Here is a 14,762-nt window from a genome sequence, read left to right as displayed (position 1 = left end):
CCAGAACGGCCCGACGACGGAGGTCGTGTGCACGTGTTGTGGGAACCGGACGGGACCGGACGGGGCACGGTCGTGTTGCTGCACGGGGCGATGGCTACCGCGGCGACCTGGTGGCGGATCGGGCCGGCGCTGGCCGGTCAGGGCTGGCGGGTGTACGCGATCGACCTGCCCGGCCACGGCGACGCGCCCCGGTTGGACGGTCCGTTCAGCCTGCGGCGGTTCGCGACGCTGACCGCCGAGCGGTTACCGGAGCGAATCGACCTGCTCGCCGGGCACAGCCTGGGTGCGGTCGTGGCACTTCTGCTCGCGGCGGGACGGCTGCGGAGGGTCCGGGCCCTGGTACTCGAGGACCCGCCGGACCGGATGCCCGACGCCTGGGAGGTACCGCCCGCAGACCGGGATGCGGCGCTGCGGCGGGTCCGACGGCTGCATCCGCGGTGGGCCGACGAGGACGTCGCCAGTGCCGTGGACGGGGCCAGCGCGGCCGACCTGGCCGGCATCAGGGCCGCAGTCGCCAGCCGGCCGCGCTGGAACCTTGGCCAGCTGGTCACGGACGCCGCTGCGCCAATCGCAGTGCTCACCCCACCCGCCGGCACCGGTGGCGCGCTGTCGGCGTCGCGGACCCGACTCCGGCGGCTGGTCGGAGCGGATCGGTTCGTCGAGATTGACGGCGGGCACTGCGCCCACCGGGCCTGCCCCGACCTCTGGCTGACGTCAGTGACCAGGTTCGCCGACGCCGTGTTGGACGAGTAAACCGCCGGCACCGGCGGATATGGGGGTCACGGGCGGATGCTGGTCCCGTCACCGGCGCACACCGTGGCATGTCGGGCGTACGGACGCCAGACCGTTCCGCGTTCGTCGATCCTTCCAGGGTGGCGGCGGTCTTACCAACCGTTACCATCTCGTCACGGCAATCGACCGGTCGAGTACTTGGAGCGCTGCATGCCCCGCCCCGAGCGCGCCCTGTTTCCGGAGCTCAGTCCTCTGCACGCCTTCGCCGCCGCCCTACGCGCGCTGCGCGGGCGGGCAGGAAATCCGACCTACCAGGCGATGGCCCGGCACACCGGCCGCTCCCGGACGGCTCTGTCCGAGGCGGCTGGTGGCGACGTGCTGCCGACATGGGACACCGTGATCGCCTACGTCTCGTACTGCGGCCAGGACCCGAACGACTTCCTCCTCGCCTGGGAAGCGTTGCAGGAGCACCGGGAGCAGGACAGCCTGCACGGCGCTCGCCCGCCAATCGCCGCCAGCGCAGGGCCCGCTCCGGCCGATGTGTCGAACCTGCCCCGCCGCCCCGCCGGCCTGTTCCTGGGCCGCGACGACGCGCTGGGGCATCTGGATGAGATTCTCGGCGGTGCCGACCGGGGACTGGTGATCGGCCCGGCCGTGCACGGTCTCGGCGGGGTGGGCAAGACAGAGCTGGCGCTGCAGTTCACCGACGTACACCGGCAGCGATACAACCCGGTGTGGTGGATCAGCGCCGACTCGGCGGAGAACATCGCCACCGGGCTGGCCGCGCTGACCCGTACCCTCGCCCCGCAGTGGTCTGCGGCGACGAGCGTCGACGACACGGCTGCCTGGGCACGTCGGTGGCTCGCCACGCACGACGGCTGGTTGCTGGTCCTCGACAACGTGGTCGATCTCGCCGCGATCGAACCGGTCCTGGCGACCGGGTCCAACGGACGGGTCATCGTCACGAGCCGCCGCTACCTGGACTGGAGCACGTTGAGCCTCGCGCCGCTGGCGCTCCCGGTGTTGACCGCCGGCATCGGCCTCGATCTGCTGCTGCGCCGCACCGGCCGGCAAGCTGAGCGGACCGAGGCCGAACTGCTCGTCGACGAGCTGGGCGGCCTGCCGCTCGCCTTGGCCCACGCCGCCGCGTACCTCGTCGAGCGGCCGCACGTGAGCATCGCGCAATACCGCCGTTGGCTCGCCGAACAGCCGAGCCGCATCCTGGGCGCGCCAGCGATGGCTTACCCGAGCGACGATCTCGTGGCCCGCACCTGGCAGGTGTCTCTCGACGCGGTGACCGCCGACGATCCGCTCGCCGCCCGCCTGCTCGGCGTCGCGGCCTATCTCGGTGCCGATCACATCCCGGTAGATCTGTTCAATCCGCTGGCCGACGCGCTGTCGGTCGAGGAGGCCCTGACCACCGCGGCGTCCTACAGCCTGATCAGCCGGTCGGGCCCGGCCATCGGTATGCATCGGCTGGTGCAGACGGTGATCCGCCTCAGCCAGCCCGGCGAGCGGTCGCTGGCGGACGCCGTCGCGCTGCTGCAGGTGGCCCAGCCCGTCGGCGACCCGGAGACCACCGTCGCCCAGTGGCCTCGGTGGGCGCAGCTGGCCCCGCACATCGACGCCCTGGCGGCGCGCCTGCGAGGCGAGCACGCAGAGACGCTGAGCGCCGAGACAGCCGACCGCACCGCCGAGGTGCTCATGCGCGGCGCCTCGTATCACCGCGGGCAGGGCCGATACGAGGCGTCCCTGGCGCTGTACCGTCACTCGTTGCAGCTACGTGAGAGCACCCTCGGCCTGGACCACCCCGACACCATCACGTCGCTCTACGGTGTCGCCGGCGGGTGTTGGTCCACCGGCCGTTTCGTGGAGGCGATCGCCACCGCCCGCGCCGTTCTGCAGGCCCGCGAGCAGCGCCTCGGCCCCAGCCACCCGGAAACTCTCGATGTCGCGAGCAACATCGCGGTCGGTCTGCGAGAACTCGGACACCACGACGAGGCGATCGCCATGGCTGAGCAGACTCTGACACACCGCGAACAGATCCTCGGTGTCGAACACCCCGAAACCCTGCGCTCGCGGAACAACCTCGCCGGCTGCTATCGCGCGGTCGGCCGCTTGTCCGAGGCGATCGACCTCTACGAACGCAATCTCGAGGCCCGAGTGAGGGTGCTCGGCCCGGACCACCCCGACACCCTGCAGTCGCAGCACAACCTGGCCGGCGGGTACGAGCATGCCGATCGACCGGCCGAGGCGATCGAGCTCTACGAGGCGACCCTCGCGAGCCGGCTGGCGCTGCTCGGCCCGGACCATCCCGACACGTCGCACTCGCGGTTCAAGCTGGCCGGTGCGTATCTCACCGTTGGTCGTTCAACAGATGCCGTCGCCCTGCTGACGCAGGCCTTCGCTGCGCAGCGCTGGCTGTTGGGACCCGATCACCCCGACACCCTCAAGACGTACGCTGCCCTGCGGCAGGCGACGGCGGCCGCCGACCCGCCCTAACCCGACGACGGGTCACGCCGCAGTGACTCCGGCGCAGCCGCTCGGCCCCCGGTGACGGCGGACGACCCCGCTGGGCGGACCCACCGCTCTCCCACCCCTCGATCTCCCCCTTGCTCATTTCCTATCTACGCGATAGGAAAAGTAGGTGACTACCACGGTCCCCGCGCCACCTGCCGCGGAAACCTCGATCGGCGCGCCAGCGGCGACCCCTGCCGCCCTGGCACCGCACGGCGGACGCCGCCGCCGGGTCCTGCTCCGGCTCCTCGCCCTCGTCGTGCTCTACGCGCTGTGGGAGATCGCCGCCCGCGCCACCAGAAACCCCACCTTCATCCCCTCGCCCGGTGCGGTGTGGCACCAACTCATCCAGACCTCGACCACCCACGATGGCATCCGTGGTTACAGCGGACACCTGCTCGTCGAGCACCTCGGGGTGAGCCTGCGCCGCATCCTGATCGGCTCCGTCATCGGTGTCGCCGGCGGAGTGCTCCTCGGCGTCGTCATGGGCACGGTCAGCTGGATCCGGGTGGTCGTCGAACCGGTCGTCACCTTCATCCGGGCGCTCCCACCCCTGGCCTACTTCAGCCTCTTCATCATCTGGTTCGGCATCGACGAGACGCCCAAACTCTGGCTGCTCTCCATCGCCGCGCTGCCCCCGGTCGCGGTCGCCACCGCGGCAGCCGTCCACTCCGCGCCGACCGGTCTGGTGGAGGCCGCGCAGGCACTGGGCGCCAGCCGCGCACGGGTGATCCGCGACGTGGTGCTGCCCAACGCGCTACCGGAAATCTTCACCGGGATCCGGATCGCCGTCGGAGTGGCGTACTCCTCGGTGGTCGCCGCGGAGACGATCAACGGCGTTCCCGGCATCGGCGGCATGATCCGCGACGCCCAACGCTACTCACAGACCGACGTGGTCGTCCTCGGTCTCTTCGCCATCGGCCTGTCGGGCCTGCTCATCGATGCCCTGCTGCGGACCGCCGAGAGCCGGCTGATCCCGTGGCGCGGCCAGCTATAGGAGAACAACGGATGCGCAAGATTCTCAGCCTCATGGCCGCCGCCACCCTGCTGCTGCCCACCGCCTGCGGGGACGGTGCCGCCAGCGGCGGCGGCGACCCGGACCGCAAGAGCATCCGGATCGCCTACCAGGCGTTCCCGAGCGGTGACCTCATCGTCAAAAACCAGGGTCTGCTGGAGAAGGCCCTACCCGACTACCAGATCACCTGGACCAAGTTCGACTCCGGCGCCAGCATCAACACCGCGTTCGTCGCCGGCAGCGTCGACATCGCGGCGATCGGATCGAGTCCGGTCGCCCGCGGGCTCTCCGCACCGTTGAACATCCCGTACCAGGTCGCCTTCGTGCTCGACGTCGCCGGCGACAACGAGGCACTTGTCGCCCGCAAGGGCTCCGGCGTCACCGACGTGAGCGGCCTGCGCGGCAAGAAGGTGGCGACCCCGTTCGCCTCCACCGCCCACTACAGCCTGCTGGCCGCGTTGGACCGCGCCGGCGTCAAGGAATCCGACGTCACCATCGTCGACCTGGAACCGCAGGACATCCAGGCCGCCTGGACCCGCGGAGACCTGGACGCCGCCTACTCCTGGCTGCCGTCGCTCGACGAACTCAGGAAGACCGGCACCGTGCTGGTCACCAGTCGCGAGTTGGCCACCGCCGGCAAGCCCACCCTGGACCTCGGTGTCGTCGCCACCGACTTCGTCACGGCACACCCCGCCGCCGTGGACGCCTGGCGTAAAGCGCAGTCCCAGGCCCTCAACCTGATCCACAACGACCCCGCCGCAGCCGCGAAATCGGTGGGCGTCGAGCTCAACCTCAGCCCGGAGGAAGCACAGCGGCAACTCTCGCAGGGTGTCTTCCTCAAGCCCGCGGACCTGGCCAGCCCCGCATGGCTCGGCACCTCGGCAGCCAAGGGCCAACTCGCCGACAACCTCGTCAGCGCGGCACAGTTCCTCAAGACCCAGCAGAAGATCGACGCCGTGCCGGACCTGGCGACCGTCCAGGCCGCCATCTACGCCGAAGGGCTTCCGGATGTCCTCGGCTGACCCTGGCGGGACGGCCGCGATCGCCGTCAACGACGTCGAGCACGCGTACGGCGACGTCATCGCCCTTGGTCCGCTCGACCTGACCGTACCGACGGGTGAGTTCCTCGTCCTGGTCGGCGCCTCCGGCTGCGGCAAGAGCACCCTGCTGCGGCTGATCGCCGGCTTCGAGCGGCCCACCACCGGGACGGTCCTGACCGCGGGGCTGCCGCCGGTTCCGGGGCGCGGGGCCGGCCTGGTCTTCCAGCAGCCCCGCCTGTTCCCGTGGATGACCGTCGGCGGCAACATCGAGTCGGCCCTGCGCTACGCCGGACAGCCCACCGACGGTGTCGGTCGGCTCCTCGCCCGGGTCGGCCTACCCGATGTGGCCAGGCGCCGTACCTGGCAGATCTCCGGCGGTCAGCAGCAGCGAGTCGCGATCGCCCGCGCTCTCGCCGCGGACCGTCCGCTGCTGCTGCTCGACGAACCGTTCGCCGCGCTCGACGCGCTGACCCGGGAGCGCCTCCAGGAGGACCTGCGCGCGGTCAGCACCGTAACCGGTCGGACCTCGGTGTTCGTCACCCACAGTGTGGACGAGGCCGTCTTCCTGGGCAGCCGGGTCGTGGTACTCAGCCCGCGCCCCGGCCGGATCGTCCTGGACCTGCCCATCGACCTGCCGCGCACCGGCGTCACACCGGACGACCTGCGGGGCCTGCCCGAGTACGCCGCACTGCGAGCCGAGATCGGGCACGCCGTCCGAAGCGAAGGAGCATCCACATGACCACCGTGCTCGTGCAGCTCGACCTCGAACCGCTGGGGCCACACTTCGGCGCCCTCGTGCACGGGTTGGACCTGGCCACCGCCAGCGACGAGGAGATCGTCGCTCTCCGCGCCGCCCTGGTCGACCGCAAGGTGCTCTTCCTCCGCGACCAGCGCCTCGACGACGACGCTCAGGTACGCCTGGGACGCCGGATCGGCGAACTGACCGCCTCGCATCCGGTCGTCGGTGGCGTCGACGCAGCCCACCCGGAGGTGTACGCCCTGGACAGCACCGACAATGGCTTCGCCGACGTGTGGCACACCGACGTCACCTTCATGAAGCGGCCGCCACTCGGCTCGATCCTGCGGGCGGTCACCCTCCCACCGACCGGCGGCGACACCAACTGGGCCGATGCGCAGCTGGCGTACGACTCGCTCAGTGCGCCCGTACGACGACTTGTCGACCGCCTCACCGCCGTCCACGACGGCACCCGCGAGTTCGGCTACTACCTGGCCCAACGCGGGGGCAACGTGTGGGAGGGCCAGCCGGTGTCCCGGCTCGACCCGGTCGAGCACCCGGTGGTCCGGGTACATCCCGAGACCGGCCGAAAGGGAATCTTCGTGAACCCCGGCTTCACCTCGCACATCGTCGGGGTCTCCGACGTCGAGAGTCGGGCCATCCTGGACCTGCTCTACGCCCACCTCACCAAGCCGGAGCACATCGTGCGGCACCGCTGGCGCCCCGGCGACGTGGCACTCTGGGACAACCGCAGCACGGCCCACTACGCCAACCGCGACTACGGGTCCGAACGGCGGGTCATGCATCGCATCACCCTGCGCGGGGACGTCCCGCGCGGACCGCAGGACCTTCGATAGTCGACGATCCCGCACCGGCGCGGACGTCGTCAGTCCCGCCACTCCTTGGCGAGCAGCTCGTACGAGCCGACCCGGTCGCCGTGCGCGTGGGTGATCGTGGTGATCAGCAGTTCGTCGGCGGCGGTGACGTCACGCAGGACGCGCAGCCGTTCGACGACCGTCCCGGGCGACCCGACGAACTGGGTGTCCACCCGGTCGGCGACGAATTCGCGGTCCTCGTCGGTCCACGGCAGCGCGGCGGCCTGCTCCGGGCGTGGGAACGGGATCGCGCCGTCACCGCTGCGGATGCTGCGTACCCAGGGCCCGTACGGCGCGGCGAGGCGACGTGCCGCCTCGTCGGTGTCGGCGACGACCACGTCGGCGGAGACCACCACGTACGGCTGGGCCAGCACCGCCGAGGGTCGGAACGCGGCCCGGTAGGCGGTCACCGCGTCGAGCACCGAGGAGGGGCTCACGTGGTAGTTCGCGGCGAACGGCAGGCCGAGCGCGCCGGCGAGTTGGGCGCTCTCGCCACCGCTGCTGCCCAGCAGCCACACCGAGAGGTCGGTGCCCTCCCCCGGTACGGCGTGCGCGTCCAGACCGTTCTCGTCGGTCCAGTCGCCGCGCAGCAGGGCCAGGACGTCGGCCACCTGGTCGGCGAAGGCCGGCGGCTGCGCGCCCGGTTGGTGCAGCAGTGCGCTGGCCAGCGCGAAGCGCGGTGAGGCGAGCACGCTGGCGTAGGAGAACGGCGGCGGGATCAGCAGACCGTCGACGACCCGGGCCTCGACGGGCGGCACGTTCGGAGGCGCGGTGGGTGCCCGGGCCGCCTCGACGCGCCGCTGCCCGGAACGACCGAGTCCGAGGTCGATCCGCCTGGGGTACAGCGCGGCGAGGGTGCCGAACTCCTCGACGACCGACAGGGCCGTGCGGTGACCGAGCTGGACGGCGCCGGAGCCGACGCGGAGCACGCTGGTGGCTGCGGCAACCTGCCCGATGAGGACTGCGGGCGCCGAGCTGGCGACGCCCGTGGCGAGGTGGTGCTCGGCGAGCCAGTAGCGGTGGTAGCCGGACTGCTCGACCCGGCGGGCCAGGTCGACGGTGTTGCGCAGGGCGTCGGCGACGGTGCCCCCGGCGGGCACCGGCGCCAGGTCGAGGACGGACAGTGGCGTCGATGGCATGGTGGTCTCCCGTTCCTTGTCAGACCGCCGGCGTGGCGGTGACCGCCGGCGCGAAGGGGCGGCTGGGGATCTCTCGTCGCAGCACCGGCGCCACCTCGGCCTGGAACAGCTCCAGGCTCTCCCGGTGCTGCTTGTCGGTCAGCCCGTCGTGATCGGCCTGGAGGTGCATGACCTCGTGGCCGAACTCCTCGTGGTAGCGCAGCACCTTGTCGACGATCTGCTGCGGGCTGCCGACCAGGATCGAGCTGCGTTCGATGGCGTCCTCGATGCTGGGAAAGACCGTCGGCAGGCCGAACCGCCGGAATGCGGCGACCCGGGCGTCGAAGATCGGCCGGTACCGCTCGATCGCCTCCTGCGAGGTGCGCGTCACGTAGAAGCCGGCCGAACCGGCGCCGACCAGGGCGTCGGCCGGGTCGTGGCCGTAGTGCACCCAGCGGTCCCGGTAGTGGCGGATCAGTTCGGCGTACGGCTCGATGGTGTTGGTGACGTTCGCGGAGAAGATCGGGTCGCCGTACCGGGCGGCCAGGTCGACCGACTCCCGGCTGGTGGCGCTGCCGTGCCAGACACGGATGGGCTGTTGCAGCGGGCGCGGCCAGGTCTCGGCCTCGGTCAGCGACGGCCGGTACGTTCCCGACCAGGTGACCGTGTCCTCCCGCCAGAGCCGACGGAACAGCTCGTAGCCCTCCCGGTTCCGGTCCCACTGATCCTCGGCCGTGACGTGGAACAGTTGGGCCTGCGCGGCGCCGTTGCCCTTGCCGATGATCAGTTCGAGTCGGCCGCCGGAGAGGTGGTCGAGGGTCGCGTAGTCCTCGTACGCGCGGACCGGGTCGAGCAGGCTGAGCGTGGTGACGGCGGTGAAGAGGCGGATGGTGGAGGTACGGGCCGCGATGTGGCTCAGCACCACCGGTGGCGAGGAGGAGATGAAGGGCCGTTCGTGCCGTTCGCCGACGCCGTACCCGTCGAAGCCGAGTTCCTCGGCGAGGACAGCCGTGTCGACCACCTCCCGGAACCGTTCGCTGGTGCTGGGGCGTCGACCGGTGACCGGGTCGGGCAGGTGGGTGATCAGGGTGATCAGCAGGAACTTCATGCGGGGACCGTCGCTTCCGGCACTGAGATCATGGGCGGCGCACCGCCAGGGCGAAGCAGCGCGAGTAGGGCAGGGTGTCGTACGGGGCGAAGACCGGGATGGGCCGGTAGCCCGCCTGCTCGTACCGGCGGATCGCGTCGGGCTGGCGGTCACCGGTCTGTAGCACGATCCGTACCGCGCCGAGCTGACCGGCGGCCTCCCGGGCCGCGTCGAGCAGACTCTCGGCGATGCCGCGCCCCCGGTGGGCGGGCGGGACGTACATCCGCTTGAGTTCCAGGTCGGCGCCGTGCCACCGCATGGCGGCGTGCCCGACCGGCGTGGCGTCGGCCGTGTACGCCACGCCTGTCCACGCCACCGAGGTCGGGGTGAGCACCTGGGCCGTGGGCAGGTGGATGGGGTCGGCGGGACGGTCGGCGTACCGGTGGCGCAGTTCGGCGGTCATTCCCGACCGCAGGGCTGTGGCGTCCGGGTCGTCCCACCGCCGGCGGCAGACCGTGACGGGCGTGGTCACGCCGCACCGACGCGGCCGGACGGGCGGGCGGGGCCGAGACCGAGGTGGTCGCGCAGGGTGGTGCCGGTGTACTCGGTGCGGAAGACGCCGCGTTCCCGCAACAGTGGGACGACCTGGTCGACGAACTGGTCGAGACCGCGCGGGGTCAGGTGTGGCACCAGGATGAACCCGTCGGCGGCGTCGGACTGGACGAAGTGGTTCATCCGGTCGGCGACCTGCCGGGGGGTGCCGACGAACGACTGCCGGCCGGTCACCTCGATGATCAGATCGCGGATTCCCAGGCTCTTCTCCTCGGCCAGGGCACGCCACCGACGGGCGGTGTCGAGCGGGTCCGGGTACATGCCGGCCCGGCCTCGGCTGATCGCGTCGGCGCTCACGTCCGGGTCCTCGGCGGGCAGCGGGCCGTCCGGGTCGTACGCGGACAGGTCCCGGTTCCACAGCTGTTCGAGCAGCAGGATCGCGGTCTGTGGGCTGACCTGCTGGCGGCGGATGTGGTGGGCGCGTTCCTGCGCCTCGGCGTCGGTGTCGCCGAGCACGAAGGTGACCCCGGGGATGATCTTCAGGTCGTCGGGGTGGCGGCCGTGCCGGGCGAGCCGGGACTTGACGTCCCGGTAGAACTTCTGGCCGTCCTCCAGCGTGCCGTGCCGGGAGAAGATCGCGTCGGCGCTGGACGCCGCGAACTCCCGTCCGTCAGGCGAGTCACCGGCCTGGAGGATCACCGGGTGCACCTGCGGGCTGCGCGGCACGGTGAAGTGCCCGGCGATGTCGAACTGGTCGCCGTGGTGGGCGAACGCGCCGGGGTCCGCCTCCGTCACGTACCGTCCGCCGTCGCGGTCTCCCACGATCGCCTCGGCCGGCCAGGACTCCCACAACTCGCGGGCCGTCCGGACGAACTCGGCGGCCCGCTCGTAGCGCAGGGAGCGGTCGAGGTAACCGCCCCGGCGGAAGTTCTCCCCGGTGAACGCGTCGGACGTGGTCACGACGTTCCAGGCGGCGCGCCCGCCGGAGAGGTGGTCGAGGCTGGCCAACTGGCGGGCCAGCTCGTACGGCTCGCGGAAGGTGGTGTTCAGGGTGCCGGCCAGCCCGAGGTGACTGGTGACGCTCGCGAGGGCGGCCAGCAGGGTCATCGTGTCCGGGCGGCCCACCACGTCCAGGTCGTGGATACGGCCACGCTGCTCGCGCAGGCGCAGCCCCTCGGCGAGGAAGAGGAAGTCGAACGTGCCACGCTCCGCGGTACGGGCCAGGTGGACGAACGACGAGAAGTCGATCTGACTACCGGAGTCGGGGTCGCTCCACACCGTCGTGTTGTTCACGCCGGGAAAGTGCGCGGCCAGGATGATCTGCTTCGGCATGACGGTCTCCAGAGATCAGGCGGTTGCCGCGACGGCGTACCGGCTGGCCGGTCGGGGCAGGCCGAGCAGGTCACGCAGCGTCCCGCCGGGATATCCGACGCGGAACAGACCACGGCCCCGCAGCGCGGGCACCAGCGCACGGGTGATCAGGGTCAGGTCGTGGGGAAGCACGGCGGGTCGCAGCCGGAAACCGTCCACACCGGAGTGCTGCCAGCTGGCGATCAGGTCCGCCAGGTCGGCCGCCGTGCCGGTGAAGGTGGCCGCGTCCGACCGGTACTCCTGGCCGTGCAGCTCGTCGAGACGGGCGCCGCGCCGACGGGCGAGGGTCGGCGATTCGTCGAGCAGGACACCCAGGTCGGCGAACACGCGCAGCGACGGTTCGGTCCGGCCGACGGCCGCCTCGGCCGCCCGGACCTCGGCGACGATCGCGGCGGCGTGCGCGGCGTCGGTCGGGGTGACGAAGACGACGTCGGCGTGCCGGGCGGCGAAGGCGTACGCCACCGACGAGTGGGCCAGCGCGGCCACGACCGGCTGGCCCTGCGGCGAGCGGGGCACGATGGAGGGGCCCTTGACGGAGAACCACCGACCCACGAAGTCGATGTAGTGCAGCCGCTCCCGATCGACGAAGCGTCCACTCGCGACGTCCCGGATCTCGGCGTCGTCCTGCCAGCTGTCCCACAGGCGGCGGACCACCTCCACCGCGTCGCCGGCCTCGGCGAAGAGGTCACCGACGAGTCGGACGACCTCCGGGTCGTCGAGCCGGGTCGGATCCAGGGCGGGGATCTCCCGGCGACCGAAGTGACCGGCCTCGGCGCGCCGGGCGGAGACCCGGGGTCGCCAGCCGGCCCGGCCGCCGCTGAGGTGGTCGAGGGTGGCCACGCCGGTCGCGAGGTGGAACGGCTCGGTGTGGGTGGTGCTGGTGGTCGGCACCAGCCCGATGTGCCGGGTCAGCGGGGCCAACCGCGCCGCGATCTGCACCGCGTCGAGACGGCCGCGGAGCTGGTCGACCCGGCCGTCGGGGCCGTCCGGTCGCGTCGACTGGAGGTCGAGGCTGTCCTCGACGGTGAGCAGGTCCAGGGTGGCGCGTTCGGCCTCCCCGGCGAGGGCCGCCCAGTAGCGTGCGGTGAGCGGTGCCGACGCGTCGGCGCGGGACAGACGCCAGGCGGCGGGATGCCAGCCGAGGCCGTCGAGGGCGACTGCCAGGTGCAGGGTCTTTCCGGTCATGGGCGTTCCTCCTGCGGTCGGCCGGCGGCGACGAGCGTGGGCAGCGCGTCGAGCAGGGATCGGGTGTAGTCGTGCCGGGGGTAGGTGAAGACGTCGCCGACCGGACCCTGTTCGACCACCGTGCCGTCGTGCATCACCAGCACGCGGTCGCTCAGGTGGTGCACGACGCCCAGGTCGTGGGAGATGAACAGCAGCGCGGTGCCGTCGGCGGCGCGTAGCTCGGCCAGCAGGTCGAGGACCTGCGCCTGGACGGAGACGTCGAGCGCCGAGACCGGCTCGTCGCAGATGATCAGACTCGGTCGGGGGGCGATGGCGCGGGCGATGGCCACCCGCTGCCGCTGCCCGCCGGAGAGCCGTCGGGGGTGCCGGTCCAGCAGGTCCGGCCCGAGACCGACGCGACGCAGCAGGTCGACGACGTGGTCGCGCCGGTCCCGCCGGTCGACGTCGGGGTCGAGGTTCTCCCCGATGACCTGGCCAACCGTGTAGCGGGGGTCGAAGGAGCTGAGCGGGTCCTGCGAGATCAGTTGCAGCCGGCGGCGCATCGGGCGGCGGGTCCGTTCGCGGGCGGCGGACCACGGCATTGCCTCGAAGGTGACGGTGCCGGCGTCGGGGTCGAGCAGACCGGCGACGATCCGCGCCACCGTGCTCTTGCCAGACCCCGACTCCCCCACCAGCCCGAGCGTCTCGCCACGGGCGACGGAGAAGGAGACGTCGCGGACGACTGTGTGCTCGCCGTACCTCCTGGTCAGCCCGCGTGCATCGAGTACCAGGTCGTCGGGGCGGACCTCGCCGCGGGCGGGCAGGGTCGCCCGGGCACCCACGACCGTGGCCGTCGCGGCGAGGCGGCGACCCCGCGACGACGCCGACGGCACCGCGGCCAGCAACTGCCGGGTGTACGGGTGTTCCGGTGCCCGCAGCAGCCGGCCGGTGGGTCCGTCCTCGACGATGCGACCGTCGCGCATGACCAGGACCCGGTCGGCGACCTGGGCGACCACCGCCAGGTCATGGCTGATCAGCAGCAGGCTCACGCCGGCGGCCCGCCGTTCGGCGAGCAGCCGCAGGATCTGGGCCTGCACGGTGACGTCCAGCGCGGTGGTCGGCTCGTCGGCGATGAGCAGCGCCGGTTCTCCGGCGATCGCCGAGGCGATCAGCGCTCGCTGTCGCAGCCCGCCGGAGAGCTGGTGGGGATACTGTCGGGCCCGACGCTGCGGCTCCGGCAGGTGGACCAGGTCGAGCAGGTGGGCGACGCGTCCGGCCCGTTCCCGTCGGCCGACGATGCCGTGGGTGGCGAGCACCTCGCCGACCTCGGCGCCCACCGTGCGAAGCGGGTCGAGGGAGACCAGCGCGTCCTGCAGGACCAGCCCGGCGAGGCGGCCCCGGACCCGCCGCCAGTCCCGGGGGCGGTGCGTCCGCACGTCCTCGCCGGCCAGCTCGAGCCGGGCCGCGCGGACCCGCGCGCCCGGGCCGGCAAGACCGACGAGGGTACGGGCGGTGACGCTCTTGCCGGAGCCGGACTCCCCGACGACGGCCACGCACTCGCCACGCTCGACGGTGAAGCTGATCCCACGCACCGCGGCCACCTGGCCGGTCGGGGTGTCGAAGTCGACGTGCAGGTCCTCGACCGTGACCAGCGGGCCCATCAGCGTCGCCGCCCGTCGAAGCGGGCCTGCCAGTGCCGGCCGACGACGGTCAGCGAGACCACCGTGGCGGTGACGGCCAGGCCGGGGACGATGCTGATCCACCAGGCCACCTGGAGGTAGTTGCGTCCCTCGGAGAGCATCGCGCCCCACTCCGGCGACGGCGGCTGGGGGCCCATGCCGAGGAAGCTGAGCCCGGCGGCGGCCAGGATCGCCTCACCGAGCCCGATCACGGCGAGCACCGGCACCGGGCCGACCACATTGGGCAGCACGTGCCGCAGCACCAGCCGAGGCCGGGACTGCCCGAAGGTGACGGCCTGTTCGACGAAGCCGGAGCGGCGCACGACGAGCGTCTGACCACGGACCACACGGGCGTGGTGTGGGAGGGTGGCGATGCCGATGGCGACGATCAGGCTGGCGGTTCCGGGGCCGGCGATGGCGATGAACAGCAGCGCCAGCAGGAGCATGGGGAACGCCGACAGCGCGTCGAACGTGCGGCTGAGCGCCTCGTCGGCGACCCGGTGCGTGAGCCCGGCGAGCAGGCCGAGGAGCACTCCACCGGTCACCGCGATCGCGGTCGCGGCCACACCGATGGTGAGTGAGTGGCCGGCGCCGTGCACCACCCGGGTCAGGACGTCGCGGCCGAGGTGGTCGGTCCCGAACCAGTGCCCGGCACCGGGCGGACGCAGCACGGCGAGCGGATCGGCCGCGAGCGGGTCGCCGGGGGCCAGCGCCGCCGGCCAGGCCATGGCGACGACCAGCAGGACGAGGTACGCCCCGGCGGCGAGCAGACCGGGTCCCGGCCGTGCGCGTCGACGTACGGCCGGTTCGGTCGGGTCGACGAGGATCCCGGCGGGCGCGTCGGTGAGTGGGGTGCCCAGGGTGACGGTCATCGGG

General features: G+C 72.1%; 13 protein-coding genes. 6 read left to right on the top strand and 7 right to left on the bottom strand.

Annotated features, from left to right (window positions below; translation table 11 throughout):
- Positions 1–27 precede the first annotated feature (27 nt).
- From ABZV06_RS09235 to ABZV06_RS09210, 6 genes are all read left to right on the top strand, one after another.
- Positions 28–753, top strand: coding sequence for an alpha/beta fold hydrolase (locus tag ABZV06_RS09235; RefSeq protein ID WP_355240784.1), 726 nt, complete (start codon positions 28–30; stop codon positions 751–753).
- Between the two features lie 36 nt (positions 754–789).
- Positions 790–3,234, top strand: coding sequence for a tetratricopeptide repeat protein (locus ABZV06_RS09230; RefSeq protein ID WP_355240782.1), 2,445 nt, complete (start codon positions 790–792; stop codon positions 3,232–3,234).
- 145 nt (positions 3,235–3,379) lie between these two features.
- Positions 3,380–4,246 (top strand): ABC transporter permease, encoded by an 867-nt coding sequence (locus tag ABZV06_RS09225; protein WP_355620013.1) that lies wholly within the window; start codon positions 3,380–3,382, stop codon positions 4,244–4,246.
- Between the two features lie 11 nt (positions 4,247–4,257).
- Complete coding sequence (locus ABZV06_RS09220) at positions 4,258–5,286, top strand: ABC transporter substrate-binding protein (protein ID WP_355620010.1); 1,029 nt, start codon at positions 4,258–4,260, stop codon at positions 5,284–5,286.
- Positions 5,273–6,043: an ABC transporter ATP-binding protein gene (locus ABZV06_RS09215; protein ID WP_355240774.1), complete on the top strand. Its 771-nt coding sequence runs from the start codon at positions 5,273–5,275 to the stop codon at positions 6,041–6,043. The genes ABZV06_RS09220 and ABZV06_RS09215 overlap by 14 nt, the downstream gene beginning before the upstream one ends.
- Positions 6,040–6,897: a TauD/TfdA family dioxygenase gene (locus tag ABZV06_RS09210; protein WP_355620007.1), complete on the top strand. Its 858-nt coding sequence runs from the start codon at positions 6,040–6,042 to the stop codon at positions 6,895–6,897. Before ABZV06_RS09215 ends, ABZV06_RS09210 begins: the two co-directional genes overlap by 4 nt.
- A gap of 29 nt (positions 6,898–6,926) precedes the next feature.
- Here the strand turns inward: ABZV06_RS09210 and ABZV06_RS09205 are convergent, their stop codons facing one another.
- From ABZV06_RS09205 to ABZV06_RS09175, 7 genes are read right to left on the bottom strand one after another with little or no spacing between them, the layout of a single operon-like run.
- Entirely contained in the window at positions 6,927–8,054 is a 1,128-nt protein-coding gene (locus ABZV06_RS09205; RefSeq protein ID WP_355620004.1) for an LLM class flavin-dependent oxidoreductase, read from the bottom strand.
- Positions 8,055–8,073: 19 nt separating this feature from the next.
- Positions 8,074–9,141, bottom strand: coding sequence for an LLM class flavin-dependent oxidoreductase (locus ABZV06_RS09200; RefSeq protein ID WP_355620001.1), 1,068 nt, complete (start codon positions 9,139–9,141; stop codon positions 8,074–8,076).
- A gap of 28 nt (positions 9,142–9,169) precedes the next feature.
- Positions 9,170–9,652, bottom strand: coding sequence for a GNAT family N-acetyltransferase (locus tag ABZV06_RS09195; RefSeq protein ID WP_355619998.1), 483 nt, complete (start codon positions 9,650–9,652; stop codon positions 9,170–9,172).
- Positions 9,649–11,004: an NtaA/DmoA family FMN-dependent monooxygenase gene (locus tag ABZV06_RS09190; RefSeq protein ID WP_355619995.1), complete on the bottom strand. Its 1,356-nt coding sequence runs from the start codon at positions 11,002–11,004 to the stop codon at positions 9,649–9,651. Before ABZV06_RS09190 ends, ABZV06_RS09195 begins: the two co-directional genes overlap by 4 nt.
- Positions 11,005–11,019: 15 nt before the next feature.
- Positions 11,020–12,228 carry an LLM class flavin-dependent oxidoreductase gene (locus ABZV06_RS09185; RefSeq protein WP_355619992.1) on the bottom strand — a complete coding sequence of 403 codons (1,209 nt, stop codon included), beginning with the start codon at positions 12,226–12,228 and terminating at the stop codon, positions 11,020–11,022.
- The gene (locus ABZV06_RS09180; RefSeq protein WP_355240755.1) at positions 12,225–13,868 is read right to left on the bottom strand and encodes an ABC transporter ATP-binding protein; all 1,644 of its coding nucleotides are present in this window, start codon (positions 13,866–13,868) and stop codon (positions 12,225–12,227) included. Before ABZV06_RS09180 ends, ABZV06_RS09185 begins: the two co-directional genes overlap by 4 nt.
- The gene (locus ABZV06_RS09175; RefSeq protein WP_355240752.1) at positions 13,868–14,758 is read right to left on the bottom strand and encodes an ABC transporter permease; all 891 of its coding nucleotides are present in this window, start codon (positions 14,756–14,758) and stop codon (positions 13,868–13,870) included. The genes ABZV06_RS09180 and ABZV06_RS09175 overlap by 1 nt, the downstream gene beginning before the upstream one ends.
- Positions 14,759–14,762 lie beyond the last annotated feature (4 nt).

The sequence above is a fragment of the Micromonospora sp. NPDC005172 genome (genome assembly GCF_040608555.1).
GTDB lineage: Bacteria > Actinomycetota > Actinomycetes > Mycobacteriales > Micromonosporaceae > Micromonospora.
The sequence above is the reverse complement of the archived record's forward strand: the minus strand, read 5'-3'. Positions and strand labels throughout refer to the sequence as shown.

Excerpts from the sequence above, each read along its gene's own strand:
- ABZV06_RS09180 (WP_355240755.1), bottom strand. The coding sequence starts at position 13,868 with ATGGGCCCGCTGGTCACGGTCGAGGACCTGCACGTCGACTTCGACACC.
- ABZV06_RS09210 (WP_355620007.1), top strand. The coding sequence starts at position 6,040 with ATGACCACCGTGCTCGTGCAGCTCGACCTCGAACCGCTGGGGCCACAC.
- ABZV06_RS09205 (WP_355620004.1), bottom strand. The coding sequence starts at position 8,054 with ATGCCATCGACGCCACTGTCCGTCCTCGACCTGGCGCCGGTGCCCGCC.
- ABZV06_RS09175 (WP_355240752.1), bottom strand. The coding sequence starts at position 14,758 with ATGACCGTCACCCTGGGCACCCCACTCACCGACGCGCCCGCCGGGATC.
- ABZV06_RS09185 (WP_355619992.1), bottom strand. The coding sequence starts at position 12,228 with ATGACCGGAAAGACCCTGCACCTGGCAGTCGCCCTCGACGGCCTCGGC.
- ABZV06_RS09190 (WP_355619995.1), bottom strand. The coding sequence starts at position 11,004 with ATGCCGAAGCAGATCATCCTGGCCGCGCACTTTCCCGGCGTGAACAAC.
- ABZV06_RS09220 (WP_355620010.1), top strand. The coding sequence starts at position 4,258 with ATGCGCAAGATTCTCAGCCTCATGGCCGCCGCCACCCTGCTGCTGCCC.
- ABZV06_RS09230 (WP_355240782.1), top strand. The coding sequence starts at position 790 with ATGCTGGTCCCGTCACCGGCGCACACCGTGGCATGTCGGGCGTACGGA.
- ABZV06_RS09200 (WP_355620001.1), bottom strand. The coding sequence starts at position 9,141 with ATGAAGTTCCTGCTGATCACCCTGATCACCCACCTGCCCGACCCGGTC.
- ABZV06_RS09215 (WP_355240774.1), top strand. The coding sequence starts at position 5,273 with ATGTCCTCGGCTGACCCTGGCGGGACGGCCGCGATCGCCGTCAACGAC.